Consider the following 25,754-nt stretch of genomic DNA (forward strand, 5'->3'; position numbering starts at 1 on the left):
CTTTAACCTTAAAGCTCTAAAATTCTCTCACTCTAAAACTTGTAATACACTCCCACTCTTACTCCAAACGGACTTCCCGGTGTATAGGTAAGATCTGTAATAGGTTCAGCTTCACCTTTTAATTGGGTTTCGGTAGCAAACTGAGCTTCATTCCATTTTACATTGAACAGGTTGTTGACCTGAATGTTTGCCCCCCACTTCTGACGGTTATAAGAAAGTATCAGATCATTGACAAAATAAGCTTTTGTTTTAATGCTATTGTCTTCTACTGCTGGTCTTTCACCAAGATAACGGTACTGAAGACCTAGAGAAAATCCTTTTAAGAAATCCCAGTTTACGGATCCTGTACTGGTCACTACTGGTGCTAATGGAATATAATCCTGTCCTTTTTCTTCTTCAATAAATCTTGCATGAGAATAATTGATGTCTGCGTTCAGGTAAAAGTTTTCCAATGGCTGAAAACGGATTCCCAGATCAGCACCGAAACGTCTGGATTTTCCAGAGGGTTCTACCACCGCATCATCTCCTACATATACAAATTCCTGCTGCAGATCCATATACCACACCGTAGGTGTAATAATTAATGATTTGAATGGATGTAATCTTACTCCAAAATCAGCTCCTATAGAATAAGGAAGCGTATTTTCATTTTTATTGGTAACGACTACTCTCATATCATTGGAATGGAATCCCATCCCTGTTTTTAGAAACCACATTACATTATCACTCTGAGCATAAGAAAAGTTCAATTTAGGACTCACTCTTGTTGCTTCTTTTGATTGTCCTGAAGGCAATTGTTCAGGATCCAATAGATTATGCATATTGAAGATAAAGTGATCGACTCTTACGGCTGGATTAATTGTCCATTTTCCCGTTTTCCAAACCAAGCCCGAATAGGCATGAAGATTAGTTTCTGTTCCGTTCACATCAGACAATCGATCAAGCAGCATATCTCTGTGATAGACATGGTTCAGTTGTAAGGTATTGACATCATCGTTTCTTAAGCCAATTCCGGAAGTCCAGTTTAATGAGCTATTAGGAAGAGAGAAGCTTTTGGTGTATTTAACTTCTGCTCCATAGATATTTCTTCCATCAGTCTGTTGAATTTCATCCCCGTGATCTTTATCTTTCAAGAAAAATGTAAAATCGGAATACAGATTGAAATTATACTTTGAATAAAAAGCCATCGCATCAATCTGCTCAGATGGAGAAATGATATGCTTAAAGTTCATCTGAAGGTTTGTTCTGGATGTTTTTCCGCCTTCGGTAGGGTCTATACTTCCCCATCTTCCGATGATTCCTTCATCTACTGCACGTTCAGGAATCTGCCCTGAAGCGTTCCATGAGGAATTGAAGGTTGAAAATTGAATATTGAAGTAATCATTATCCGTAATCCATTGGTTATACTTTCCGAAAATATTAACTCTGTTGAAATTTTGTTTTACATCAAAAGGCCCATCAGTATAATTGTATTCGGCAGCGACATACGCATTTTTTCTACCCAGATCATCATGAAGGATATTGAACATTCCCAATACTCTTTTGGAGTTGAATGAACCTCCTTCGAGTTTAATCATACTATTTTTCAATCCATTATACGTTTGAAAATCTACATACCCTGCGGTATTGAAGTCTCCACGATCCATATAATAGGCTCCTTTTCCAAAATCAATATTATTTACTGTTTCAGGAATTACAAAGTGAAGATCAGAATACCCTTGTCCGTGAGCATGAGATACGATATTCACAGGCATTCCGTCTACATTTACGCTTACATCTGTTCCATGATCGGCATCAAATCCTCTTAGAAAAAGCTGTTCGGCTTTTCCTCCGCCCGCATGCTGTGCAATGAATAACCCTGGTACTTTTCTCAATAAATCCTGTGCTGAATTAACAGGAAATTTATTCAGATCTACCTTAGTAATTGCTGATAAAAAAGAACTATGATTAATAGCTACTTCAGAGATCTGAAATGGTTTATGCTGTAAAAAAATAACTTTATTTTTATCATCATCATTGGTAACCAACCATTTTACCTCATCATATCCCTGACGGCTGATCATCAATGTATCAGGAAGTGATTTAACAGGAATAGCGAAAGTACCGTCCGTTCCGGTATGAGTGTGGCTGTTACCGTGGTCATACTTCACCAATACATCCGCAATGGGGAATTTGTCTTCTGCATCTTTGATTTGCAACTGCTTTTCTGCTTCCTGAGCCATCATTTTTCCACTGAATACCATGACAAGAAAAGCGGCTGCTATTTTAGTTATTTTCATTTTTTGTTTTAGTTAAATTATAAATTAGAGGGTGGATAGAAGATGATAGATAATACACGAAGAGATGATAGATGTTTTAGTCTTAAATTCAATAGGAAATTTTGAAATTCCAATTACTCGTGAAAGAATCACAACCTTGAACATTCCTACTCTCAAACTCTCAAACTCTAGAACCCCCAACCCAAGCCTACGCTTTTGCTTTAAGAAATATCTTTTGAATTAAAAGAGTAATCCATGTTCCTGCTACGAAAGGGAAAGTAAATACTCCGCCTACAGCATCCAGGTAATGGTTATCCACCAAAAGATCATCGATTACTATTGTTAGAAACACAGCAATAAGCACCCATAAACCATCTGTTTTTTTAACTCCGGAAAATACAATCGCTGAAAGGACAGCATTAAATCCGAATAATCCCATGTGAATTTCTTTAATAGGTTCCCCATTCAGTTGTGAAAGTCCAGCACCAAGAATAGATGCCGCTAATCCATATAAAGCAGCAATAGGTGAGCTGATAAATACAGCAAGAAAGAAAATCATTCCTGAAAGCACACCTCCCTGAAATATAACTTCACCAAAACCGTTGGTACAGGTAAGGAAATCATCATACTTTGTAGATACAACCTCTGCACTCAACATTGCAGATGGAGGAATATGTGTAAAATGATGCAAAGCAAACACAAGAATCCATGTAATCACAATAAAAGGAAAAGTAAACACCGGAATTTTCTTTTGAATGAAAAAATGCTGAATAACAGCTGCCAATGCACCTCCCAATATAATAAGTACCCAAATTAAGATTGTTGTTTCAAATAAAAAAGCCAATGCTACTCCTACAAGTGCTGCACTGAAACCGTACAATCCGGCATTAATTTCAGACTGACTGTACTTCAGCTTCATGGCAGTAAAGGTTCCGACTGCTGTTGAAAGCAATACCGCAACTCCACATTGCCAGCTTCCCATAAAGATTCCTATAAGAAACAGAAGCCCAGTCCATCTGTTTTCCTGAAGCATAATCTGCCCGATTCCTTTTAAAACATTGTCTAAAAAAGGTAGTTTTTTGAAAAATTCGTCCATAGTTTTTTTAATTGTATTAATAATGTAAGGTGAAATATTGTTCGAGATGCGGAGTACGGGTTTCGAGATGTGTGGTGCGGGGTACAAGGTGCGGAACATTGTAGACTTAAAGATCAACAGTTTATTTTGCTTTGCAAGTGAATGGTTAATCTTTAGTGAAGATACAACAACTTTAAACCTTGAACTTTAAGCGCTCCTACTCTAAAACCCTCAAACCTCACTACCATCCCAGAAAGACCATTCCGATTCCGCAGACTGTTACCACAGCGCCACTTACAACTCCCATATATCTTTCCAGTTTTTCAGTATTGAATAATGTTGAATAGCCATACCGTCCTAAAAGAACCATTCCAAGCATTGTTAAAACAGTAGTAACAGTAAATGAAGTTACCAGAACGGCAATCTCAGACATAGAATGTTTTACTCCGGAATAGAATAATAAAGGAATCAAAGGTTCACTTGGTCCCATCACGAAAATCATAAAAAGAACAAGTGGGGTTACTTTTATCCTTTTTTGAGGCATTACTACTTCACTATGATTGTGTTCATAAACGTAAACATCATCACCCATTACATCGAAATGTTTATGAGGTTTATTCCTGATGGCCTGAATAAGCCCATATACCAAATAAATTCCGCCAAAGATCAGCAATGCCCATCCCGAGAAGTTTCCTCTGATATCCTGAAACCAGGAGATTTTATTCAGCTGCCAGCCTAAAAACACTCCAACAAAACCAAGGATCAGAGAGCTAAGAACATGTCCAAACCCACAAACCACAGTTAATATTGCCGTTTTCATTCCACTCCATTTTTTGGATTTGGAAATTACAATAAAGGGTAAATAATGATCTGGCCCTGAAGCTGTGTGTATAAAACTTATTGAAACGGCACTCAAAAGAAGCGCCCAAACTGTACTATCCATTTTCTATTAATGCTGTTATTTCAGATTCTTTATTACGTTTTGGCTAAAGCCAATGGAAGGTTTCTTTTATTTGCGCGGGCTAAAGCCCGCTTCTGTTGAATAGATGTTCTCGGAGATTTCGGAGATACCAGCCTTTACAAGGCTCCTGATTTCCTTTTTACTCCAGAGACCAAAGGATTTCCTGCACATACACGAAAAAGTTGTACATCAGTTCTCCACCATGCCCTAAAGCTCTTACTACAAAACCATTATCTTCCATAGCAGAAACGCCCACCTCCATATCTTCATGATGCTGTGCTGCAGCTTCTATAATTTCTTCAATCAGACTATTTTTATCTACATTTTCTTTTGTACTATAGAAGATCAAAGTTCCCTGGTGGGTATATTGCTCAAGATTACCGATACTGCTGATCGGAATCAGATCAGGCTGGATCACCACATTATCTTTTACAACCAATTTATTGTTATGATAGATTTCCATCAAGTTCTGGAAACGTCTCAGTTTAAAGACTTCACCATAATGTTTTCTTCCACAAGTAATGATCTCACTGATGATAATCTGGCTGTTTTTCCCGATATGAATATGGGCTTTACTTTTAAAGTTTGAATCTTCATGCGGAACAATGGGATGCGGAACATAAGCAAAAGAGGTTTCATCCTCCATCGTTACATTCAACTCCTGAACAGCCTTATCTTCCATATTGAAAAGTCTCTGATACGACTGTGATTGTAACTGAAGGGAAGATCCTTTTTCAAGAGCTACATCCAGGTGATAATGATCTCCATCCAGAATTCCCGGGGAGGAACTCATCACCATTTGATACAGTTTCTTATCATTTTTCCTCTGCCCTACAGAAACAACTCTGAAAGGCAGTGAAACGTAAAGATCCTTCACATATGATTCTCCTCCCTTAAATCCTGCGATAATATTTAAACGACTATCCATTTATCTTACTAAGTTCGGTTCTTCAATTTCTTCTAAAAGAGCATATTTTTTGATCCATCCAATCACTTTATCCAATCCTTCATCTGTTTTAAGATTGGTGAAAACAAAAGGATTTCCTTTTCTCATTCTTCTGGCATCATTTTCCATTACTTCAAGGCTTGCCCCTACATAAGGAGCCAGGTCGATTTTGTTGATAATCAATAAATCTGATCTTGTAATACCAGGGCCTCCTTTTCTAGGGATTTTTTCTCCTTCTGCAACATCAATAATGAAAATAGTAACGTCTGCAAGGTCCGGACTGAAAGTTGCAGAAAGGTTATCACCTCCACTTTCAATAAGAACCAATTCAATTTCAGGGAAACGCGCAGCTAGTTCATCTACTGCTTCAAGGTTCATACTTGCATCTTCACGGATCGCAGTGTGAGGACAACCTCCTGTTTCTACTCCGATAATTCTATCATGAGGAAGAAGACTGTTTTTAGCCATAAATTCAGCATCTTCTTTAGTATAAATATCATTCGTGATTACTCCAAGATCGTAAGTTCCGAATAATTTTCTGCTTAAACGTTCTAATAATGCAGTTTTTCCTGATCCTACAGGCCCTGCAACTCCTACTTTTATATATTTTCTGTTTTCCATTTTGTTAAATTTTACTTTGTTTGATTTTTGATTGTTTTAACGCTGAGAGCGCTAAGATTTTTTATTGATGGTGAAGATTTTTCGTTCGCAGGGGCGTTACACTCAGCAAAGACCTCTTCATCCATTTAACTTATTTATTTTCTACGACATATAAAGTCTTGAATAAAGCCTTTCGTGCTGCATACATCTGATATCAAAAGCTGTATTGCAAAGCCCTACCAGATCTCTGTCCAGCTCCATGGTTTCCCAAACTGTTTTTTCCATAACAGGATATAAAGCGAATAAGATATCCTGCCCATCAAGCTGTCCTAGCGGAACCAACTTTACCGCATTGGTAATCATTCCGGCAACTGAGGTATAATAAAATCCTAACAGCGCTTCATATAAAGGAATTTTCATCAAATAAGCATAGACTCCAAATACGATACAGTAATGAGAATTGGCTTCTTTATTTCGAACAGCCTTTTCAAATTCATCCATCAATGGGAAGTTGTCTCTTCTTTTGAAGATTTTAATTAACCTTAATCCTAATTTCTGACTAGCTTGGCGGATTTCTTTTGGACATTTTATCGCATTACACTCATTATCGAGATCCAAAAGTGCCTGTAAATCTCCTTTTTCGGCTGCTTTATAAGCTAGTTTTACAAAGGCCCCATCATTGAACTTAAGGTTGTACTGGAGCATGTTCTGTACAAACTCTCTCGCGGTCTCCAAATTATGAACGATTCTTTCCTGTACATACGTTTCAAGTCCGTTGGAATGCGTATAACCACCGATTGGAAGCGTGGGATCTGCAAGATGAAGCAGCCCTGATAAAAAATTTATGTTCATATTATTATTCATCTTTTGGAGCGGCCATTTTTAAGATTTTGGTAAAAATTGTAGAGCCAAGACTTCCGTGTCCGTGAGGTTCTACATTCGATTTTAGAAGATTAAGCAGCTTTACCGATTGTTTTACCGGTTTAAAACCACTTGCTTCCAGCCATCTGAACATAGGCATTTCAAACGGAAGCAATACTTTATCTTCTTGAATGAAAAGCGGAATATGCTTGTTTCCGATTTCATAACATACTGTTCCCATTTCCAATAAAGATCCGGGAACCATTACGATGGCCTCTGTTTCCAGAACATTGATCGCAATTACTTTTTCTGCATCCTCAAAAAGAATATCTCCTTCACGCAAACGCTGCCCTTCTTTTAGAAATTTGATGGCAACATCTACCCCATTTCTGGTTCTTTTACGTTGAATCCTTTTCGTGGTTTCAAACCATTCAAGATCCAGATAATCTATATTCTTTTGGGTAGGATTTTCGGTGAGATTGCCTATGGTTTGATTAATTATCATCTTTAGCCGATTTTTTTCTGAAGTCAAAGTTTTTAGAAATGCCTACCCCGAATGTTGAACCACTGATTCCTGCTACATAGCTCTTCGTCCAACCTTCTTGTTTGGTTTTCGTCTGAAGCATTGAAAGTTCTGCAAATTTGAATTTCAACGCCCAGCCACCGCCTAATAAAACTCCGATCAAAGGGTAAGCACGGAGACGGAAACCATTAAAGTTCTCCATCGCATCAGCCGTGATTGTCTGTTGTTGTCCCCATACATAATGAGCATCTACCTGTCCGATCAATACAAAGTACTTTCCAAGCATTACCGATGGGCTATACCAAATTCCGGCTTCATTTTGTTTATAAACAACATTATGGTTCACAGAATTCTGAGAGTAAGCATAATTAACCCCGATAAGGTCATTATTATTGATAAAATATCCTACTCCAAGGGGCGCGCTGGAAACGGTACTGCTGCTGTTTGTAGGAGTTGTGACCTTTGAGTAATCCAATGAACCATACATCATAAATTGTCCTTTTGGCCCATCTTCATCACTTTTAAGCCTGTGTCCTCCTAAAAATTGAGCACTCACTTTACCAGAAAATAAAGACATTCCGGCTACAGCAAGAGAAAAAACTGTTTTATTTAAATATTTCATTCTAAACGTAGTTCTATAATTGTTTTAAAATAGGGTCTGATAAATCTTTTTTTGCTGTTAAATAAACCTAACAGGTTTTTAAAATCTGTTAGGTTTTATTGATAAGATTTATCTTAGAACAAGTAATACAACTGTGTTAAAGGAAGTGTCTCTGCCGGTTCGCAAGTGATGTATTCACCATCTACCGTTACTTTATAGTTTTCAGGATTTACTTCAATTAGAGGAGTCTTATCGTTATGGATAAGGTCTTTTTTACCAATATTTCTACAGTTTTTCACTGGAAGAATCATTTTTTCTAATCCGTAAGAAGCAATCGTTCCGTTATCGATAGAGATCTGAGATACGAAGTTGGCACAAATACCATACTTAGCTTTTCCGTGAGCTCCAAACATATTTCTGTAAATAATTGGCTGTGGCGTTGGAATAGAAGCGTTAGGATCTCCCATTTTTGCAGCAATTACAAATCCTCCTTTTACAATCATTTCAGGTTTCACTCCGAATAAAGCTGGCTTCCAGATTACTAAATCTGCTAGTTTTCCTTCTTCAAGAGATCCTACGTATTCTGAAATACCGTGTGCAATCGCCGGGTTGATGGTATATTTGGCAACATATCTTTTTGCACGATAGTTATCGTTTCCACTATCCTTATCTTCCGCTAAATCACCTCTCTGCCCCTTCATTTTGCTTGCCGTCTGCCAGGTTCTTGTAATCACTTCACCTGGTCTACCCATTGCCTGAGAGTCTGAACTCATGATACTGAAAACTCCCATGTCATGAAGGATATCTTCTGCTGCAATGGTTTCAGGACGAATACGAGAATCTGCGAATGCCACATCTTCAGGGATGTTTTTACTCAAATGGTGGCAAACCATCAACATATCTAAGTGCTCGTCGATTGTATTGACTGTATAAGGACGCGTAGGGTTGGTAGACGCAGGTAATACGTTTGGATACATCGCAGCTTTGATGATGTCCGGCGCGTGACCTCCACCTGCACCTTCCGTGTGGAATGTATGGATTACTCTTCCATTGATCGCTCTCATCGTATCTTCAAGGAAACCACCTTCATTTAAAGTATCTGTGTGGATGGCAACCTGAACGTCATATTTATCTGCTACTTTTAAAGCAGCATCAATAGTTGCTGGCGTTGCTCCCCAGTCTTCGTGAATTTTTACTCCTAAAGCTCCCGCCTCAACTTGTTCTTCGATAGGCTCTTCTGCTGAGCAGTTTCCTTTTCCGAAGAACCCTAAATTCATTGGATACTCTTCTGCTGCTTCAAGCATTTTCTGCATGTTGAATTTCCCTGGAGTTACTGTTGTAGCATTCGTTCCGTCGTTAGGGCCTGTTCCTCCTCCGATCATGGTAGTGATCCCACTATATAGAGAGGTTTCAATTTGTTGTGGGCAGATATAATGAATGTGAGTATCAATTCCTCCGGCAGTTACGATATATCCTTTTCCACCATGAACTTCAGTAGAAGCCCCAATGATCATGTTAGGAGATACTCCATCCATGGTATCAGGGTTACCTGCTTTACCGATTCCTACGATTTTACCATCTTTAATCCCGATATCACCTTTTACAATTCCCCAGTGATCGATAATTACTGCTCCTGTAATACAAAGATCCAGAACTCCTTCATCTCTTTTTGCAGTAACATTTTGTCCCATACCATCACGTACGGTTTTACCTCCTCCAAAAACGGCTTCGTCTCCGTAATGGGTGAAATCTTTTTCAATTTCAATAATAATTTCAGTGTCTCCCAGTCTGATTTTATCTCCGGCTGTAGGACCTAATATATTGGCGTACTGTTTTCTATCTACGTTTAAGCTCATTTTACTGATTTTTAAAGTTTAACTCCTGAACTTTTGCTAAGCTTGCTTTTTTCTGATCTTCAGAATCTACCTGTCCATCAACAAGGTTATTGAAGCCCATTGCTTTTTTAGTTCCTCCTATTTCTACCAATTCCACTTCTTTTTCTTCTCCCGGCTCGAAACGTACTGCAGTACTTGCTACAATATTCAATCTCTTTCCGAAAGCTTTTTCACGATCAAAGCTCATCGCCTTGTTCACTTCGAAAAAGTGAAAGTGTGATCCTACCTGGATAGGACGGTCTCCCGTGTTGGTTACTTTTATTTTAACTGTTTCTCTGCCTTCGTTGCAGATAATAGTACCTTCTTTTACAAAAATTTCTCCTGGTATCATAATCAATAGGAATTAACGGATTGGGTTGTGTACGGTTACCAGCTTCGTTCCATCAGGGAATGTAGCTTCGATCTGAACATCGTGGATCATTTCTGATACACCCGGCATCACATCTTCTTTAGTCAGAAGATTTGCGCCTTCTTGCATGAGTTCAGCAACTTTTTTTCCATCTCTTGCTCCTTCAAGCAAGAAGTGACTGATTAATGCAATAGATTCTGGGTAGTTTAATTTAAGGCCTCTAGCCTTTCTTTTTAGAGCCAGCTCGCCTGCCAGAAATAGCATAAGCTTCTCCGTTTCTCTCGGTGTTAAGTGCATAGTATTTTTATTTAAAATTGGACAAACAGTATCCGGTTCGCCTTTCTCAAAAGACAAATTGATATGTTCAAAAAATGTAAAATGTGGAATGAAGCCTATGGATCTGTATCTACCATAGAATACAAACCACAAAGGATCATTAAAAGTTTAAAATAAGATTAGCAGCCCGCTATTTGCAGGGAATGATACAGAATGTATCTTGGTGCTGTAATATAAACACGATTTTGAACGGCCGCAACCGGTGTATTAAAAGTATACTTATCAAAGAAATAGTTGAGCCATTGCTGAGCAAGTATTGAATAATCAAATTTTACTTTCTCCCAATCATTAGAATCCTGTACATCCTGGGCATCTGAAAAACTATAGATTTCAGGCTGAGTCTGCTGATCGGATTTTTGTTGAAGAAGATGAATTTTTGATAAGAGATCAGAGTATGATTTAGTTTTTCCCGTATGTGTAAGAAGACCTACACATAAAGCTGAGAAAAATAATACAAAAGAGAAAAATAGGACTCTTTTTTTCATGTCTGATAATAATGGTGTAAAATTAGAGTAATCTTAAATTCCGGGCTATCAAAAAAATTATTTAAAATGTTCAAAATCGCAACAAATACAATTTTATATAAATTTAACATTTCTTTATAAATCCTTTATTTACAATACTTAAAGACTATTAATGAACTATGACAAATATTTTATTGTCCCAATTCCAATAATTACAACAATCCTCTATATCTTTTTCTTCTATATAAAGAATCGAATAAATATATTAAATAAATTCAATATAAAACATTAAAAAAACGTTATATATCAATGTTTTCTTGACAATAAAGTTTATTTCACAAAAAGAGATCGGATTTTTTTCTTTCCTTATAATTATCGTAAATTTGTATACAACTTACTTATTTTAATTTTAATAAAAATAATAAAACGTAATATGTCAAAAGCAATTTCGCAAGTACCATTAGCGGTAAACGAACCGGTAAATTCTTATGAACCGGGATCTCCAGAAGTTAAAAGCCTTATCAACACTTACAAAAAAATGTGGGCTGAGAAGGTAGAAATCCCAATGATCATTAATGGAAAGGAAGTAAAAACTGATTCAAAAGTACAGCTTCAATCTCCACAGGATCATGCACACGACTTCGGATTTTACTACCAAGGTGGTATGCAACATGTGGATGACGCTATCAACGCGGCATTGGCAGCTAAAGAAGCATGGAATGAACTAGGTTGGGAACAACGTGCAGCAATTTTCTTAAAGGCGGCTGATCTATTGGCAGGCCCTTACAGAGATGTAATTAATGCAGCGACAATGATCGGACAGTCTAAAAATGTACACCAGGCTGAAATTGATTCTGCTTGTGAGTTCATCGACTTTTTAAGATTCAATGTAGAGTTCATGACTGAAATGTATTCTGAGCAGCCAGTTTCTGATAACGGAATCTGGAACCGTGTAGAGTACAGACCACTAGAAGGATTCTGCTTTGCAGTAACTCCATTCAACTTTACAGCTATTTCAGGAAATCTTCCAACTTGTATGGCAATGTTAGGAAACGTTGTGGTATGGAAGCCTTCTGACAAGCAGGTTTATTCAGCAAAAGTAATCATGGATGTATTAATTGAGGCTGGTCTTCCTGCTGGGGTTATCAACATGATCTTTACAGATGGTAAAGAAACTGCTGAGAAAGTATTAGCTCACAAAGATTTTGCAGGTCTTCACTTCACAGGTTCTACAAAAGTATTCCAGGGAATGTGGAAAATGATCGGTGATAATATCCACAACTACAGAACTTATCCAAGAATTGTTGGAGAAACTGGTGGTAAAGATTTCGTAATTGCTCACCCTTCTGCAAACGTAGAGGCAGTAGCTACTGCTTTAGTAAGAGGTGCTTTCGAATACCAAGGACAGAAATGTTCTGCGGCTTCAAGAGCTTATGTACCTAAGTCTCTTTGGGCTGATGTGAAAAAAGTAATGGAAGCTCAAATGGCTACTATTAAAATCGGTTCTCCTGAAGATACATCTAACTTCGTAAACGCTGTAATCGACAAAAATTCTTTCGAAAAATGTAAAGGATATATTACAAGAGCAAACGAATCTTCTGAGGCTACTGTAGCAATCGGTGGAACTTGTGATGATTCTAAAGGATGGTTTGTACACCCAACAGTAATTGAAACTACAAACCCTCAATACGAAAGTATGGTAGAAGAAATCTTCGGCCCAATCCTTTCTGTATTTGTATACGAAGATCAGGACTGGAAAGAAACTCTTAAATTAGTTGATTCTTCTTCTCCTTATTCACTAACAGGTTCTGTATTCTCTCAAGACCGTTACGCTATTGCTGAGGCTTACAAAGCTTTAGAAAACGCATCTGGTAACTTCTACATCAATGATAAGCCAACTGGTGCTGTAGTAGGTCAACAACCTTTCGGTGGTGGTAGAGCTTCAGGAACTAACGATAAAGCGGGTTCTAAAATGAACCTTCTTAGATGGACATCTGTAAGAAGTGTGAAAGAAACTTTTGTTTCTCCAAAAGATTACAAATATCCATACCTAGGGTAATTATAAATAATGAGCAATAGACAATAAGTATAAGTAATTGTTGTCTTGTTCTTTCAACACAGCCTCGGAATTTCGGTTTCGGGGCTTTTTTATGGTGTGTTGCGAGATGTCAGGATACGAGATACGGGGTGAAAGTTCAAGATTTCCATACTTTCACTGATCACTAGCAATTCATTATTCACTTGCGAAGCAAAACCGCCCCTTGAAATTGAAAACTAAAACATCTATCATCTCTTCGTCTATTATCCCCCATTTCTAATACTCTAACACTCTCAAACCCTCCCATTTCCTTACTACCTAACATCTTTTAACAAACTTTACCTATATTTTACGACTTCCAGTCCCTTGTTAGGAATAAAAATTGTTTTTTCATCAATACACCCCAAAATAAAATTGTATGAAAAAGTTATTGCTAACAGCCATCGGCATAGGATTATTTGCAGTGAGCTGTGGAACCAAGGAGTCATCCATGTCTACAAGTAATAGTGATTCAGTTAATACACGGGCTGCATCGCCAACTACAACAGACACCATGACCACAAAAATGAAGAATCCTGATAGTATCAAGATGAAAAAGGATTCGATGGCAACACCTCCTGCCAAGTAGTATTATATACGTTTAATTTAAAATGGAAAATCTGCAGATGAAAGCGCTGCAGATTTTTTTGATAATAGGTTTAAGGATAAATACATTAATTGACTTATTGGATGAAAAAAATAGGTTTTGGCTAAAGCCAATGAATTGGTTTATTTTATTTATTGAGCGGCCAGGCTAAAGCCCGCCCCTATTGATGTTGATATCCTCATGCATATGTACACAGATAAAAGTTGTTTAACGACAAGATCTTTTATCTTTTATCTTTTATCTTTTATCTTTTATCTTTTATCTTTTATCTTTTATCTTTTATCTTTTATCTTTTATCTTTTATCTCTATATTTGATTAATCACCAAACATAAAAAAGTATTATTATGAAAAAATTATGGCTAGGAGCAATTCTTGGGCTTCTTTTCCTTGGAAGTTGTGCTCAAAACAAAGAAAAAAGAGAGGAATTTAAGGAAGCTCACAATAAAGATTCTTTAAGAAACAGAATGGGTGATTCTGCTGTTGCCAATTCTGAACCGGCATCGGTAACTCCTGATACTTCAAAAATAAAAACCGACAGTACAAAGACTAAATAAAATCGCAAATCCACAGAATATCTGTGGACTTGCACTTAAAAAAACTTGACTGAAAAAAAACCGGGCAATCAACCCCGATTATATGATATGTATATATTCTTTTGTAGAATATTTCATTGCATAGGAAAAGAGGAACCGTGGCTATTTCATGAAAAACGAAATATACACGCGTTCCATATCAAAATTTCATGGTTTGGCTTGTTGTTGGGAGAACATACCTTATTTCAGGAAAAAGAAAATTCATTCCTTCAAAATTAAAAGGGTAAGATGTGATATGATTGTGGTCATTCCCGTAACACTTTCACAAAGATATGATAGTAGCCGTCTTACAAAAAACAATAGGTTATCCATTTTCGTGAAAATAGCAAGACAGAATGGATGAAACTATTCACTTTTAATCGTTTTCCCGAAAATGAACATTTTTATCTAATTGATTTTCAAGATCTAGATGCTTAATATACGCAGATGGTGAAAAGTCCGTAACTGCTTTGAATACTGCAGCAAACTTGCTATGTGAAGAAAAACCACATTCATCAGCAAGAATACTGATTTTGTATTGTCTATACTTTTCGTCATTGATAAGTTTATCTACAATATAACTGATTCTTAATCTATTGATATACGTTTTAAAGTCTGCACTTTTGTGCTGATTGATCACATAAGACAGATACTTGGTATTGGTATTAAGTTCTCCTGCTAAAAATGAAAGAGACATTCCTTTATTGTTGTAAAGATTTCCTTTTTCAAACTCTTCAAGAAGTTCAAGCAGTTTTGTTTCTGTTTCAGATGTCATCAGAGAGTCATTCCTCTTTCGGTCTGCTTCAGAATCTTTTTCGTCTATTTCCTCTACCGATATATTTGAAAATTCAGAATGGGCGGGCTGTCTTAATAATGTTCCTTTATAGCCATTGGTTACTTTTACTTGAGTTCTTATGATATTCCTCAACTTTGAAAGTTGTCTTTTCTGTCTTATTTTAAAGAAAATAATCAAGCCTACCAATGAAACAAACAATATGATGATAGCCGCATTTTTAGCTACATTCATTTGCCCACTTCCTTTATTAACTTTAATTGCAGCTTCTTCTTTAGGTATTCCTGAAAACCCCTGATTACGGGCAGCAATACTGTCATAAGCTCTCACATATTTCACAGCATATAAAGAGGCTTTAAAATTGTCGCCTGTTCCTTCGTAATAATCATTAATATTGGAATAAACTGCTTTTTTAAGTTTTAGACTTCGGGAAGTATCCGCAATTTTTTCGGCTTTTTTCAAATATATTTCAGCATCTTTCCAGTTCTTTTGTTTTAAACGAATCCCCCCTAGCCCATTATAAACCAGTCCTAATGTACAGCTTCCGTCTTTGAGCAAGTCTTCAGCTTTCCTGTAATAACCTTCAGAAACGACATAATCATTAAGCTTAAAATAAACATCTCCCAATAATTGATAGGAAGCCGCCTGGGTTCTTTCTTCATTCTGACTATCAATTTTTCCGAAGTTTTTAAGAGAAAATTCAATGTATTGTATTGCATTTACATAGTTGCCTACTTCCATTTCATAAAAAGCCATCTCCTGATTCAACAATCCTTCTGCTTCATTACTTTCCTGAAAACCAGAAATTTGCCTAGACGCATTCAGTCCTTTGAAAATATATTTCTTGGCTCTTTCATATAACCCTACCTGTCTATATTGTCTCGCCAATAATCGACATACACTGGCCATCCATTCTCTATTATTAGCTTGCTCAATTAATGAATGGGCATTTTCGCTAAAACATATTGCTTTTTTAAGTTCACCGCTATGATGGTAAAGCTCTGAGGAAAGCATAAGACTTTTCACCTTCTCTGAGGGTTGGCGAGCAGACATGTAGAGTGAATCAGCTGTTTTTATAGCCTTAGGTAAATTTTTATAGGCCATGATAGAGGAAGTCCTTTCGCACGCCTGATCGAAATTGCTTTTTTTCTGAGCTGATATGAAGATTGCTGTGGTCAGCAAAAACAAAAGTTTCAATAGATTATTAGACATAAAAAAACAAATTATTATTCTTATAATAATTCATCATTTTCTCACGGGTGTCTTTTTGTTTTTTACAAAATTAGTAATATTTTGCTTTTTATTAAAATATTCTATTGAAATTTAATCATTTAACTAAAATTATCATTTACATTAATTTTAATAATAAGTCCAAAACAATAGATGTTTTTCTTTCATATAAGCCTAAACCTGTATTAAAAATAAGGTTCTTTAAAAATTATTTTCAATGTGACGAACTTAAATGTCATCATATTTATTACATTTGCAGGGAACAAATCGTTTTTTATGAAAAAGATCGCTATACTTTCTACTCTTTTTATAGGTGCACTAGCATGGGCACAAGGTATCAAATTTGAGGAAGGCAACTTTGCTTCTATCCTCGCTAAAGCCAAAAAGGAAAACAAATTGGTGTTTATAGATGCTTATGCATCATGGTGCGGCCCCTGCAAACTGATGGTAAAAAATATTTTCCCATTGAAAAATGTAGGTGACTATTATAATTCTCATTTTATCAATGCTAAAATTGATATGGAGAAAGGAGAAGGTATTGATCTTGCTAAAAAATATAATGTAAAGGCATTTCCTACTTACTTATTCATTGATGGAAATGGTGAAGCGGTACACAGAACGTTGGGATATGTTGAAGAAAAAGATTTCATTCAGTTTGCAAAAGATGCAGAAGATCCGAATAAAAAATTGACTTCTTTAAAACAACAATTTGAAAATGGAGAAAAAGAACCTGCTTTTTTGAAGAATCTTGCAGAGCTTACCATATATAACGATTCAGAATTTGCCGGTAAGGTATTGAATCGCTATTTCCAGGTAAAACCTACGATGGAAGAAGAGGATGCTCAATTGCTTATTGCTGGTACATCCACTACAGAAAGTCCTTTGTATAAGATTTTTCAGGATAAAAAAACAGAAATTTTTAAATTTTATCCTGAAGATAAATATGCTAAGATTGACCAAAGCATTAAAATCAATACGATCTCTAAAAAGGCATATAATTCTGAGACTAAGACCTGGAATGACCCATATTTTCTTGCAGAAATTCAAAAATTAATGAGTAAAGAGGATGCAGAGAAATTATTAAAAAAACTGAAAGCCAACAGAGCTTTAAAGAATAAAGACATTCCATTGTATGAGAAATTAACTTTAGAACTATACAAAGATTATTCTAAGGCAAGTTCTGCAGAATTAAACTCTATTGCCTGGAATTTCTTTGAAAACATAAGCAATAAAACGTCTTTACAACAAGCAGTAGCATGGGGTGAAGAATCTGTAAAAAAGGATCAGAATTTTGCCAATACAGATACTCTTGCTAATCTTTACAATAAGGTGGGTGACAAGAAAAACGCAAAAATTTGGGCTGAAAAATCTATAGAACTGGCTAAAAGCTCAGGCCAGGATAGTTCTGATACGGAAAAATTATTGAAAAGTCTTTAATAGATAAAAGTATAAAAATAAAAACCGCAGAATGTTCTGCGGTTTTTTTATGTGTTTGTCTCGTCCTGAAAAAGGTTGACTAAAAAACGCTAAAATCAGTCATCCTTATGAAATTAAAAAAAACATCTTCTCCTGTACAAGAATACAGTGAAGCTTTCAAAAGACAGGTTGTCTCTTAATATGAACGGGGATTATATACAAAATCCCAATTACAAACCCGATACAACATTCGAGGTAATTCATGCATTCCGAGTTGGTTAATAAAATTTGGTAACTTTAGTTATGAAAAACAGCTAAGTAAAGGTAGGCCAATGAAAGATCCGCAGAAACAAAAAATCAAAGAGCTTGAAGCAGCTTTAGCCAAAAAAGAAGAAGAGCTTAAAGTATTCAGGAAGTTTATAGAAATCGCAGAACGAGAGCTTAAGATTGAGATTGTAAAAAAGTCTGGTTCCAATCAATCCAGGAAATAAGGTTAGATACTACACTTACACTGGAAGATATCTGCCGATTGTTTGGATATAGCAAACAAGCTTATTACAAGAGGAAAAAACGCTCCACGTTGAATAATAACGATGATAGAGCCATAGAGTTGGTATTATCCATCCGTAAAAAGATGCCTAAGATAGGCACTCGAAAACTTTATGTATTGCTTAAAAATGATTTTGAGAAAGAGGAACTCCATATAGGAAGAGATCGTTTATTCAATCTTTTAAGATTAAATTATCTTTTGATTCCCAGAAAACACAGTTACTTCAAAACAACGAATTCCAGACATTGGATGAAGAAATACCCCAATATCATCAAAGAGAAGGAACTGAAGTGTTCAGAAAAGGTCTGGGTTGCAGACATTACCTATCTGAAGACCAAAGAGAAGAGTTATTATCTTCATTTGATTACCGATGCGTATTCGAAGAAAATTGTAGGATATGAATTGAGTGATAATTTACAGACCAGCTCCACATTGAAGGCATTAAAACAAGCTATAAAGAACAGGTTGTACAAGCATTCATTAATTCATCATTCAGACAGGGGACTACAGTATTGCAGTAAAGAATATACCGAAATGCTGAAGAAAAGTGATATTCTTATCAGTATGACCGAAAACTCGGATCCTTATGAAAATGCTGTAGCGGAGAGAGTGAATGGCATTCTGAAATATGAATTTGGATTGATTGATACTTTTGAAGACTTTAAAAATCTCTCACAACAGCTTGAACAATCAATTTACTATTATAATAATTTAAGACCGCATTGTTCCCTGAACTACAACATTCCAAGCCAAGTACACATGAAAAATAATGTGAAATTAAAAACATATAAAAAACAAAATCAGAATAGGAAAATTCCTACTCTGATTTAAGTATATTTGAATTAGTAAACCAGTCAACCTTTTTCAGGACTAGTCAGTTTGGTTTTTTATACCGTTCTTAGTTTCATTAATATTCAAAAAGAACACTTCCCCAAGTGAATCCACTACCAAAAGCGGAAAGAAGGACTAGGTCACCTCTTTTAATTTTGCCTTGTTCAATGGCCTCGCTTAAAGCGATAGGAATAGAAGCTGCTGTTGTATTTCCGTATTTCTGAATGTTGTTGAAGATTTTTTCATCCGGCAATCCAAACTTCTGCTGAACAAACTGAGCTATTCTCAGATTCGCCTGGTGTGGAATAAACATATCAAGATCTTCGATTGTTTTTCCAGCTTTATTTAAAGCCTCCATCATGGTTTCCGGGAATCTTGTTACCGCATGTTTGAATACGAAGTTTCCGTTCATGATAGGATATACTTCTTTGTCTGTTACATTTTCAGGTTCTTTTCTCATTCTGTCGCTCCATCCGAACTTAGAACCTGGGAATTGTGTACATAATTCATCGGCATATTTCCCCTCAGAATGCATATTGACCGCTAATACATCTCCTGCTTTTTCGTCTTCTGTTGCTGAAAGAACTATAGCTCCTGCTCCATCTCCAAAAATAACAGAAACACCTCTTCCTTCATCAGAAAAATCTAACCCGAAAGAATGAATTTCTGCCCCTACCACAAGGATATTTTTATAAGTTCCCGATTTAATGAAAGCATTAGCTACACTCATAGAATATACGAATCCTGAACACTGATTTCTTACGTCTAATGCTCCAATGGTATCACATCCCAGCATATCCTGAAGTAAAACGCCACACCCTGGAAAATAATAATCCGGAGAAAGGGTTGCAAAAACAATATAGTCGATATCTTTAGCTGTTAAACCTGCATTTTCAATAGCCTTTTCTGATGCCTTGAAGCCTAAGTAAGCTGCAGTTTCCTGAGAATCATTTCTGTTTTTTCTGTGTCTTCGCTCCTTGATGCCTGTTCTTTCGGTAATCCATTCATCATTGGTAGTCATTAGTTTTGCTAGATCATCATTTGTAACAATGTTATCTGGGACATAAAATCCCACACCTTTTATTGTACTTTTAATCATATAGTTTTATAATTTTGGCAAAGATAAAACTTATTTAACACATAGTTTTTCAAAATATTAGTATTTTTACTTTATGCCAATTGATACGATATACAGAAGTACCCACTGCGAATGGGTAGATGTAGAGGCTCCTACTGCAGAAGACCTAAAATTCCTTCATGAACGATACGAAATCAACAATCTTCTTCTGGAAGATACCATAGATCCTAATCACCTTCCAAAATATGAAGAAGACGGAAATGTAAAATTCTTTCTTCTCCGTGAAAGTACAGAGCTGGAAAGAAAAAATCTGAACACCATCAGTGATATCAGCACAAAGATTGCGATTTTCATTCTGGATAAAACCATTATCACCATCCATAGGATGAAAACCAGAAGTATTTCTGAAACAAAAAAGAAACTTTCTCTCATTCAGGAAGAAGCTACTCCACAAAAAGTAGCTTTAATGATCGCCATATTGATTATGAAAAGTTTTGATGATGAATCGGTAAGTTTACTGGAAACCATGGACAATATTGAAAATGAGATCTTCCTCAAGAATACTAACCACACCAGCCAGATCCGAAGATTGTACAAACTGAAACGAAAATCCGGGTTGAACTCGCGGGTTTTGGTGATTTCAACAGATGCCATCGACAAGTTCAAGCTTTTGAACCTGCAAGACTCTGAAATTGTGGATTTAAAGGATAAACACAAGGATGTAGTGGCCGATTTTGACCATTTAAATATACAGATCACCAACCTTATTTCAATGTTTTTGGCGCTTTCGGATCAAAAAGCTAACCAGGTGATGAAAGTGTTGGCCATTTACTCAGTATATTTCTTACCTATCACCTTTATTGCCGGTGTGTACGGAATGAACTTTGAGAATATGCCTGAACTTCATCATAAACATGGTTATTTTATAACATTGGGGGTAATGGCTACCGTTGTTATCAGTACATTTATCTATGTGAGACGCAGACAATGGTGATCTTATGAAGGAATATATTTCTCCTGCAGATTTTGTTGATAATACTGCAAAAGAACATGCTTAATCAGCAAAAGCTGTGAGAGAATTCAATATAACATTATCCTAAATGTTCTCAATATAAAAAAGATGATCAATCTTTATCTTATGGTTTACAAATAAACAGTAATTTAGAGATTGCTCCACCTACAGTTTACAATGACCTAAACAAAATATTAAGACCCGAAAACCAGAGACCATGAAAACTGAAGATCTTAACAAAATTCTGCAGGATAATTCTCTTTCACAGGCATCCAAAGATAAACTGGTTTCTTTGTATGGAAATATCTCTGCTAAAGAATTTTCTGATCTTTTGGATGCAGAGGGAAATCAATATATAGAATTTGTTCAGGAAGGTGGTGGTGTCTGGGGAAGTGCATTGGTAGGTTATCTTTATGGCCTGGAAATCTTTGGAATCCGTTTTTTGAAAATAGCAGGAACCAGTGCCGGAGCTATCAATACCATGCTTATTGCCGCTTGCAAAACAAAGGAAGAACCTAAAAGCGAACTGATTAAAGAGATTCTTTTTAGCTGGAACTTTGCTGATTTTATGGATGGGAAAACGTATGTAAAAACAACCCTTCACGGGATGTTGAACAATAAAGACTTCTTTAAAATCAATGCTATTATTGCTGTTATTTTATTCATTATTCTCGTTAGTATTCCTTTTGCAGCTCCTTCGGGAAGTATTCTGAGTGCCAAACTGATGTTTTTAATTCCTTTGATTCCGGCGCTTATTCTTTTTCTCTGTATCAAAAAATTATACAATAATTTCAGAAAGGAAAATAGCGGGCTTAATCCCGGAAATATATTTTTAAATACGATGAAAGCAGCTTTGGATAATTTTGGAATTCAAACCGTAGCCAATCTTAATGAGAAATTTATACAAAAAGAACATGATCTGAACCTGAACTATCGCTATGGAAACGAACAGGAATATTATAACATCACTTTAGCCAGTATTGAAAAAATCAAAGCTAAAAACCTGGAACACATTGATCAAACCCGATATAAAATCTTTTACGACAGTGCTGTGAACAATGATTATTATAAAAACAACCCTTTTTACCTTCTTCGATCTGAGTATGTTGTGATTGCTACAGATATCAATGCCAAAATAAAAGTAGAACTTCCTACCATGGCCAATTTATACTGGTCTGAAGAAGAGTTAAAACATATCAGTCCCGCAGAATTTGTAAGAGCTTCCATGTCTGTCCCTTTTTTCTTTGAACCTTTTCAGAAGAGAATCAATAAGGATGACAGTTCGGTAAAATATGCATGGAGATTTTGGATGAATACAAAAAAGGAAGATATTAATCCTGTTGGTGTTTTCATTGATGGCGGCAGTATTTCCAATTTCCCTATTGATCTGTTTCATGCAGATGAAGTCTTCTATCCTAGGATGCCTCTTTTTGGAGTACAATTGACGAGTGATTCTGATCTTCTTTCTGAAAAAGGAAAAACCAGTGAGGAAATCCTCAAAACGCCTTTTAGTTATGCCGGAAATATCATCAGTACTTTAAAGGGTTTTAATGATAAAACCTTTCTTACTAAACATAGTTTCTATAAGCTGTACAGCATACAGACTGTCAATTGTGGAACCAGCAGCTGGCTTAATTTCTTTATGAAAAGAGAAGAGAAAGAAGATCTTTTCAACAGAGGTTTTCAGGCTGCCCTTGACTTCCTGAACCAGTTTGATTGGGAAAAATATAAGTATGAACGCATGATGCTTACTATGAAGGAAAAGAAAATACTGAAGGAAGAGGATACGCCTACGGTGGGATAAGGATTTTTAAGTATTTTAGCTGAAAAGCAAACTCATTATGAAATACATCTGTGAATGCTGTGGCGAAGAAAAAGAAGACTGGCCTGCACTGGCCTATAATTCACCTTATTTCTATTCTTGTTTATCTGAGGAAGAACAGAAAAATGCTGAACTTACTTCAGACCTTTGTGTAGTTAAAACTCCTGAAGATACTCATCGATTTATCCGCACTGTTTTAATACAGGAAGTTACCGATGACTGCAGGGATCTTGATTATGGAGTCTGGGTTTCATTAAGTGAAAAAAGCTATACTGAATATGTCGAAAATTACGATAATAAAGAATTCAAAGCTGAATATTTCGGATGGCTTAATACCTATCTTCCTGACTATGATTTTTCTGAGAGCATTCCTACAACAGTTGTGGTAGACAATACCATCGGCCGTCCGTTTGTTTTTCCTCATCAAAGCTATGAGCATCCTTTTGTACATGATTTTTATAATGGAATTACAAAAGACGAGGCAGAGAAAAGGATTAACAGGGTTTTAAATAGCAAATAATACTGAACAGACCTGAAATTCAACTATGGAGGTGCAAAACTCATTAAAGAATAACACTCCCGAAATGCTTGCCTATATTTATTTTATGGCTCCGCATTCTTATTCAGAGGAATATATTCAATCTATTAAAGAAGAATTAGAAAATAGGAATTACAATTTCGGCAATTTCAACGAATATTCATACATCCAATATTTCATTAAAGATCTTTATCCGGGATGGGAAAAGGAAGGAAAAAGAATGTTTGCCGAACTTTCTTCCAATGGATGGACTTATCTTCAGCCTATACAGTACAAATATTCTTGGGGAGTATTTACAATGAAAGGATTTCGTGCCGGTGGTAACGAAAAACTTTGTACTATTATTGATAAATATCTTGATATATATGAATCAACTTGCTCTCAATGTGGTAGTCGAAAACGGGTAGAAAGTTCTTTACAGGAACCTTTCTGTAAAAAATGTAAAGTTAAAAAGTTAAAAAACAAGAGGATCAGGAATATCAATCAATTAGGTTTTACGTATTATGATAAAAAAATACACCGTATCTCATGGTCAGAAATCAAACAGGTGTATTTTGAAATTAATGATTCTTATTCCTATCACATTGAATTGAAGAGATTAACAAAAGAAGAAGAACAGGAAAAGGAATTTGATAATCTGGACTATATATTTTTTTCTGATGGATCATTGAATTTCTTCAAACTACTGACCAAAATCCCAAGAATACTGCTTTCAGATGGCCAGTACAATGAAATCAATACTGTTTGTAATCATTTTGAAAAATGTATCGTATGTCACAGAAAATCAGTATTTAATAACCAGTGTATCATCTGCAGAAATAGGATCAGCTCAATAGAATCTCCGACACCCAGGAATCTGGAACGCTTCAATTCCAAAGCCGGAATTCTAAAATATGAGCAAAAACTTTTTAAACAAACACTTGAATATTGGGCTGAGGAAAGATATAGATACGAAACAGAATCCTTTTTTAAATCAAAATAAAACTTATCAGAAGAAAAAATGGGAGGATTTATAGAATTTTACAAACTGGATAAAGCAAGGATCAGAGAAAACCTGTATCCGAAAATTTCAGATACAAACCTTCCTGATGTATTTTTAGAGGTCATTAATAAATGTTTTGGAACTTTCCGGGATTTTCTGAACAGCGAAAAAGAATTTTCAAGAATATCCTATGAAAAGCTCATGTTAAAACTTCAGCAAGAAGATTACACTTTAGAAAATAATGAGTTTACAGCTCTTTTCGATTGGTTTACCTGGTATTATCAAAATGATCATGAAGGAAGCGAAGAAATATTTGCCCATCACGGATTTGTCAGCATCTGGCATCTGGCTACCCGCTATGAAGTCCCCTTACTCTTTTCAGTTACAGCCATGGGAATTGAAGAATTTTATATTCCACTTCTTGAGACTGCCCTGGAATTGACTATTGACTCTATTTTAAGCAGTGATGAACTTCTTCTGATGGTGGATTACCTTATTCTACTTTCCTTTAAGGTTGCTGTTTTTAAAGAGTCTCCTGATGTAGAGGAAATGAGAAAATCACTTGAGATCTCAAAGTTTGACTCCTCTCCCAACCTGCATATCAGTACAGAAAAGCATTTAAAAACCTACCTTCAAGACCATGATTATCTATACCGTGATGATATGGAACATCTTCTTGAAGGAGGTTATGAATATATTCCTGAGATAATGATGAGCATTAAAGAGAGTCTTGGCTGCTATCAAGGGGCAATTTACCTTGATCACAGCTATTGACCGAAAGAGCCTCTAAAAAATCAAGATACATAGGAACACTTCTCTCAATCCATTCATCTGAAGGGTTACGCTCTATACCGTAATAAACGAAAGGATCTTTATATTGTGCTTTAATATATTCAAAGGTCAGTTCATAAGGTCTGAGAAGCTCCTCCATCGTATATTTATATTTTCCTGAAGCAGAGTATACGTCTTCATCAATACCGGCAGTAACCGCTAAAGCCATTTTTTTGCCAGCCAGTTTAAATCCGCTGTTACTTCCATAAGCCCAACCATACAGGATAACCTCATCCAGCCATTGTTTTAAAAGGGGCGGGCTGCTGAACCAGTAGAAAGGAAACTGGAATACAATAGTATCATGAGACTCCATCAACTGTTGCTCTTTCGCTATATCAATTTTCCCATCAGGATAGGCTTTATACAATTGATGAACCGTATATTTTTGGGGATCTTTTTCCAACTCTTCAATCCATCTTTTATTGATGATAGAATTTTCAATTTCAGGATGGGTAACAATTATCAGTGTTTTCATTATGTTTATAATTTCTACAACAAAATTACAACACTTTACTTACATTTCGTACATTAGCTACCTATTGTAG

The 25,754-nt window shown here is 36.0% G+C and carries 24 protein-coding genes and 1 pseudogene; 10 read left to right on the plus strand and 15 right to left on the minus strand.

Features of this window, described 5'->3' with window-relative positions:
- Positions 1–32 precede the first annotated feature (32 nt).
- The 12 genes from GTR01_RS15055 to GTR01_RS15110 all read right to left on the minus strand — a co-directional run bounded on the left by GTR01_RS15055 (position 33) and on the right by GTR01_RS15110 (position 10,890).
- Positions 33–2,279 carry a TonB-dependent receptor gene (locus tag GTR01_RS15055; RefSeq protein ID WP_160138629.1) on the minus strand — a complete coding sequence of 749 codons (2,247 nt, stop codon included), beginning with the start codon at positions 2,277–2,279 and terminating at the stop codon, positions 33–35.
- A gap of 187 nt (positions 2,280–2,466) precedes the next feature.
- Entirely contained in the window at positions 2,467–3,354 is an 888-nt protein-coding gene (locus GTR01_RS15060) for an urea transporter (RefSeq protein ID WP_160138630.1), read from the minus strand.
- A 220-nt stretch (positions 3,355–3,574) separates the two neighbouring features.
- Complete coding sequence (locus GTR01_RS15065; protein ID WP_160138631.1) at positions 3,575–4,276, minus strand: hypothetical protein; 702 nt, start codon at positions 4,274–4,276, stop codon at positions 3,575–3,577.
- 157 nt (positions 4,277–4,433) lie between these two features.
- Positions 4,434–5,222 carry an urease accessory protein UreD gene (locus GTR01_RS15070; RefSeq protein ID WP_160138632.1) on the minus strand — a complete coding sequence of 263 codons (789 nt, stop codon included), beginning with the start codon at positions 5,220–5,222 and terminating at the stop codon, positions 4,434–4,436.
- Complete coding sequence (gene ureG / locus GTR01_RS15075) at positions 5,223–5,861, minus strand: urease accessory protein UreG (RefSeq protein ID WP_047094673.1); 639 nt, start codon at positions 5,859–5,861, stop codon at positions 5,223–5,225.
- A gap of 141 nt (positions 5,862–6,002) precedes the next feature.
- A complete protein-coding gene (locus tag GTR01_RS15080) occupies positions 6,003–6,692 on the minus strand; it encodes an urease accessory protein UreF (RefSeq protein ID WP_160138633.1) in 690 nt (229 codons plus the stop codon).
- Between the two features lie 4 nt (positions 6,693–6,696).
- On the minus strand, positions 6,697–7,206 hold the full coding sequence (ureE, locus tag GTR01_RS15085) for an urease accessory protein UreE (RefSeq protein ID WP_160138634.1): 510 nt from the start codon (positions 7,204–7,206) through the stop codon (positions 6,697–6,699).
- The gene (locus GTR01_RS15090; protein ID WP_160138635.1) at positions 7,196–7,846 is read right to left on the minus strand and encodes a hypothetical protein; all 651 of its coding nucleotides are present in this window, start codon (positions 7,844–7,846) and stop codon (positions 7,196–7,198) included. The genes ureE and GTR01_RS15090 overlap by 11 nt, the downstream gene beginning before the upstream one ends.
- Positions 7,847–7,959: 113 nt before the next feature.
- Positions 7,960–9,681 carry an urease subunit alpha gene (ureC, locus tag GTR01_RS15095; protein ID WP_160138636.1) on the minus strand — a complete coding sequence of 574 codons (1,722 nt, stop codon included), beginning with the start codon at positions 9,679–9,681 and terminating at the stop codon, positions 7,960–7,962.
- 1 nt (position 9,682) lies between these two features.
- Positions 9,683–10,051 carry an urease subunit beta gene (gene ureB / locus GTR01_RS15100; RefSeq protein WP_027374325.1) on the minus strand — a complete coding sequence of 123 codons (369 nt, stop codon included), beginning with the start codon at positions 10,049–10,051 and terminating at the stop codon, positions 9,683–9,685.
- 12 nt (positions 10,052–10,063) lie between these two features.
- Entirely contained in the window at positions 10,064–10,366 is a 303-nt protein-coding gene (ureA, locus tag GTR01_RS15105) for an urease subunit gamma (protein ID WP_034697260.1), read from the minus strand.
- A 158-nt stretch (positions 10,367–10,524) separates the two neighbouring features.
- Positions 10,525–10,890 (minus strand): hypothetical protein, encoded by a 366-nt coding sequence (locus GTR01_RS15110; protein WP_160138637.1) that lies wholly within the window; start codon positions 10,888–10,890, stop codon positions 10,525–10,527.
- A gap of 412 nt (positions 10,891–11,302) precedes the next feature.
- On the opposite strand from GTR01_RS15110, the gene pruA reads away from it, so the two are divergent.
- From pruA to GTR01_RS15125, 3 genes are all read left to right on the plus strand, one after another.
- A complete protein-coding gene (gene pruA, locus GTR01_RS15115) occupies positions 11,303–12,928 on the plus strand; it encodes an L-glutamate gamma-semialdehyde dehydrogenase (protein WP_160138638.1) in 1,626 nt (541 codons plus the stop codon).
- A gap of 397 nt (positions 12,929–13,325) precedes the next feature.
- A complete protein-coding gene (locus GTR01_RS15120) occupies positions 13,326–13,535 on the plus strand; it encodes a cytochrome C551 (RefSeq protein ID WP_160138639.1) in 210 nt (69 codons plus the stop codon).
- A gap of 363 nt (positions 13,536–13,898) precedes the next feature.
- Positions 13,899–14,108, plus strand: a complete 210-nt coding sequence (locus tag GTR01_RS15125; RefSeq protein ID WP_160138640.1) for a hypothetical protein — start codon at positions 13,899–13,901, stop codon at positions 14,106–14,108.
- 394 nt (positions 14,109–14,502) lie between these two features.
- On the opposite strand, the gene GTR01_RS15130 is transcribed toward GTR01_RS15125, so the two are convergent.
- Positions 14,503–16,131: a helix-turn-helix domain-containing protein gene (locus tag GTR01_RS15130; protein WP_160138641.1), complete on the minus strand. Its 1,629-nt coding sequence runs from the start codon at positions 16,129–16,131 to the stop codon at positions 14,503–14,505.
- A gap of 294 nt (positions 16,132–16,425) precedes the next feature.
- Here GTR01_RS15130 and GTR01_RS15135 point away from each other — a divergent pair, with 294 nt between their 5' ends.
- Together GTR01_RS15135 and GTR01_RS15140 are read left to right on the plus strand one after the other, a co-directional pair.
- Positions 16,426–17,586 (plus strand): thioredoxin family protein, encoded by a 1,161-nt coding sequence (locus GTR01_RS15135; protein WP_160138642.1) that lies wholly within the window; start codon positions 16,426–16,428, stop codon positions 17,584–17,586.
- Positions 17,587–17,693: 107 nt separating this feature from the next.
- Positions 17,694–18,946, plus strand: a pseudogene (locus tag GTR01_RS15140) (IS3 family transposase).
- A gap of 76 nt (positions 18,947–19,022) precedes the next feature.
- On the opposite strand, the gene GTR01_RS15145 reads toward GTR01_RS15140, so the two are convergent.
- The gene (locus GTR01_RS15145) at positions 19,023–20,045 is read right to left on the minus strand and encodes a 3-oxoacyl-ACP synthase III family protein (RefSeq protein WP_160138643.1); all 1,023 of its coding nucleotides are present in this window, start codon (positions 20,043–20,045) and stop codon (positions 19,023–19,025) included.
- 73 nt (positions 20,046–20,118) lie between these two features.
- Here GTR01_RS15145 and GTR01_RS15150 point away from each other — a divergent pair, with 73 nt between their 5' ends.
- The 5 genes from GTR01_RS15150 (at position 20,119) to GTR01_RS15170 (ending at position 25,152) form a co-directional block, all read left to right on the plus strand.
- Positions 20,119–21,018, plus strand: a complete 900-nt coding sequence (locus GTR01_RS15150) for a CorA family divalent cation transporter (protein ID WP_160138644.1) — start codon at positions 20,119–20,121, stop codon at positions 21,016–21,018.
- 235 nt (positions 21,019–21,253) lie between these two features.
- Positions 21,254–22,840, plus strand: a complete 1,587-nt coding sequence (locus GTR01_RS15155) for a patatin-like phospholipase family protein (RefSeq protein WP_160138645.1) — start codon at positions 21,254–21,256, stop codon at positions 22,838–22,840.
- Positions 22,841–22,877: 37 nt separating this feature from the next.
- Positions 22,878–23,378 (plus strand): DUF2199 domain-containing protein, encoded by a 501-nt coding sequence (locus GTR01_RS15160; protein WP_160138646.1) that lies wholly within the window; start codon positions 22,878–22,880, stop codon positions 23,376–23,378.
- A 25-nt stretch (positions 23,379–23,403) separates the two neighbouring features.
- Complete coding sequence (locus tag GTR01_RS15165; RefSeq protein ID WP_160138647.1) at positions 23,404–24,378, plus strand: hypothetical protein; 975 nt, start codon at positions 23,404–23,406, stop codon at positions 24,376–24,378.
- Positions 24,379–24,396: 18 nt separating this feature from the next.
- Positions 24,397–25,152: a hypothetical protein gene (locus GTR01_RS15170; RefSeq protein ID WP_160138648.1), complete on the plus strand. Its 756-nt coding sequence runs from the start codon at positions 24,397–24,399 to the stop codon at positions 25,150–25,152.
- Here GTR01_RS15170 and GTR01_RS15175 read toward each other — a convergent pair.
- The gene (locus GTR01_RS15175) at positions 25,097–25,684 is read right to left on the minus strand and encodes an NAD(P)H-dependent oxidoreductase (protein ID WP_160138649.1); all 588 of its coding nucleotides are present in this window, start codon (positions 25,682–25,684) and stop codon (positions 25,097–25,099) included. The genes GTR01_RS15170 and GTR01_RS15175 overlap by 56 nt on opposite strands.
- Positions 25,685–25,754 lie beyond the last annotated feature (70 nt).

Source organism: Chryseobacterium sp. c4a, from assembly GCF_009900745.1.
In the GTDB taxonomy this organism is placed as follows: Bacteria; Bacteroidota; Bacteroidia; order Flavobacteriales; family Weeksellaceae; genus Chryseobacterium.

Excerpts from the sequence above, each read along its gene's own strand:
- GTR01_RS15055 (WP_160138629.1), bottom strand. The coding sequence starts at position 2,279 with ATGAAAATAACTAAAATAGCAGCCGCTTTTCTTGTCATGGTATTCAGT.
- GTR01_RS15060 (WP_160138630.1), bottom strand. The coding sequence starts at position 3,354 with ATGGACGAATTTTTCAAAAAACTACCTTTTTTAGACAATGTTTTAAAA.
- GTR01_RS15065 (WP_160138631.1), bottom strand. The coding sequence starts at position 4,276 with ATGGATAGTACAGTTTGGGCGCTTCTTTTGAGTGCCGTTTCAATAAGT.
- GTR01_RS15070 (WP_160138632.1), bottom strand. The coding sequence starts at position 5,222 with ATGGATAGTCGTTTAAATATTATCGCAGGATTTAAGGGAGGAGAATCA.
- ureG (WP_047094673.1), bottom strand. The coding sequence starts at position 5,861 with ATGGAAAACAGAAAATATATAAAAGTAGGAGTTGCAGGGCCTGTAGGA.
- GTR01_RS15080 (WP_160138633.1), bottom strand. The coding sequence starts at position 6,692 with ATGAACATAAATTTTTTATCAGGGCTGCTTCATCTTGCAGATCCCACG.
- ureE (WP_160138634.1), bottom strand. The coding sequence starts at position 7,206 with ATGATAATTAATCAAACCATAGGCAATCTCACCGAAAATCCTACCCAA.
- GTR01_RS15090 (WP_160138635.1), bottom strand. The coding sequence starts at position 7,846 with ATGAAATATTTAAATAAAACAGTTTTTTCTCTTGCTGTAGCCGGAATG.
- ureC (WP_160138636.1), bottom strand. The coding sequence starts at position 9,681 with ATGAGCTTAAACGTAGATAGAAAACAGTACGCCAATATATTAGGTCCT.
- ureB (WP_027374325.1), bottom strand. The coding sequence starts at position 10,051 with ATGATACCAGGAGAAATTTTTGTAAAAGAAGGTACTATTATCTGCAAC.
- ureA (WP_034697260.1), bottom strand. The coding sequence starts at position 10,366 with ATGCACTTAACACCGAGAGAAACGGAGAAGCTTATGCTATTTCTGGCA.
- GTR01_RS15110 (WP_160138637.1), bottom strand. The coding sequence starts at position 10,890 with ATGAAAAAAAGAGTCCTATTTTTCTCTTTTGTATTATTTTTCTCAGCT.
- pruA (WP_160138638.1), top strand. The coding sequence starts at position 11,303 with ATGTCAAAAGCAATTTCGCAAGTACCATTAGCGGTAAACGAACCGGTA.
- GTR01_RS15120 (WP_160138639.1), top strand. The coding sequence starts at position 13,326 with ATGAAAAAGTTATTGCTAACAGCCATCGGCATAGGATTATTTGCAGTG.
- GTR01_RS15125 (WP_160138640.1), top strand. The coding sequence starts at position 13,899 with ATGAAAAAATTATGGCTAGGAGCAATTCTTGGGCTTCTTTTCCTTGGA.
- GTR01_RS15130 (WP_160138641.1), bottom strand. The coding sequence starts at position 16,131 with ATGTCTAATAATCTATTGAAACTTTTGTTTTTGCTGACCACAGCAATC.
- GTR01_RS15135 (WP_160138642.1), top strand. The coding sequence starts at position 16,426 with ATGAAAAAGATCGCTATACTTTCTACTCTTTTTATAGGTGCACTAGCA.
- GTR01_RS15145 (WP_160138643.1), bottom strand. The coding sequence starts at position 20,045 with ATGATTAAAAGTACAATAAAAGGTGTGGGATTTTATGTCCCAGATAAC.
- GTR01_RS15150 (WP_160138644.1), top strand. The coding sequence starts at position 20,119 with ATGCCAATTGATACGATATACAGAAGTACCCACTGCGAATGGGTAGAT.
- GTR01_RS15155 (WP_160138645.1), top strand. The coding sequence starts at position 21,254 with ATGAAAACTGAAGATCTTAACAAAATTCTGCAGGATAATTCTCTTTCA.
- GTR01_RS15160 (WP_160138646.1), top strand. The coding sequence starts at position 22,878 with ATGAAATACATCTGTGAATGCTGTGGCGAAGAAAAAGAAGACTGGCCT.
- GTR01_RS15165 (WP_160138647.1), top strand. The coding sequence starts at position 23,404 with ATGGAGGTGCAAAACTCATTAAAGAATAACACTCCCGAAATGCTTGCC.
- GTR01_RS15170 (WP_160138648.1), top strand. The coding sequence starts at position 24,397 with ATGGGAGGATTTATAGAATTTTACAAACTGGATAAAGCAAGGATCAGA.
- GTR01_RS15175 (WP_160138649.1), bottom strand. The coding sequence starts at position 25,684 with ATGAAAACACTGATAATTGTTACCCATCCTGAAATTGAAAATTCTATC.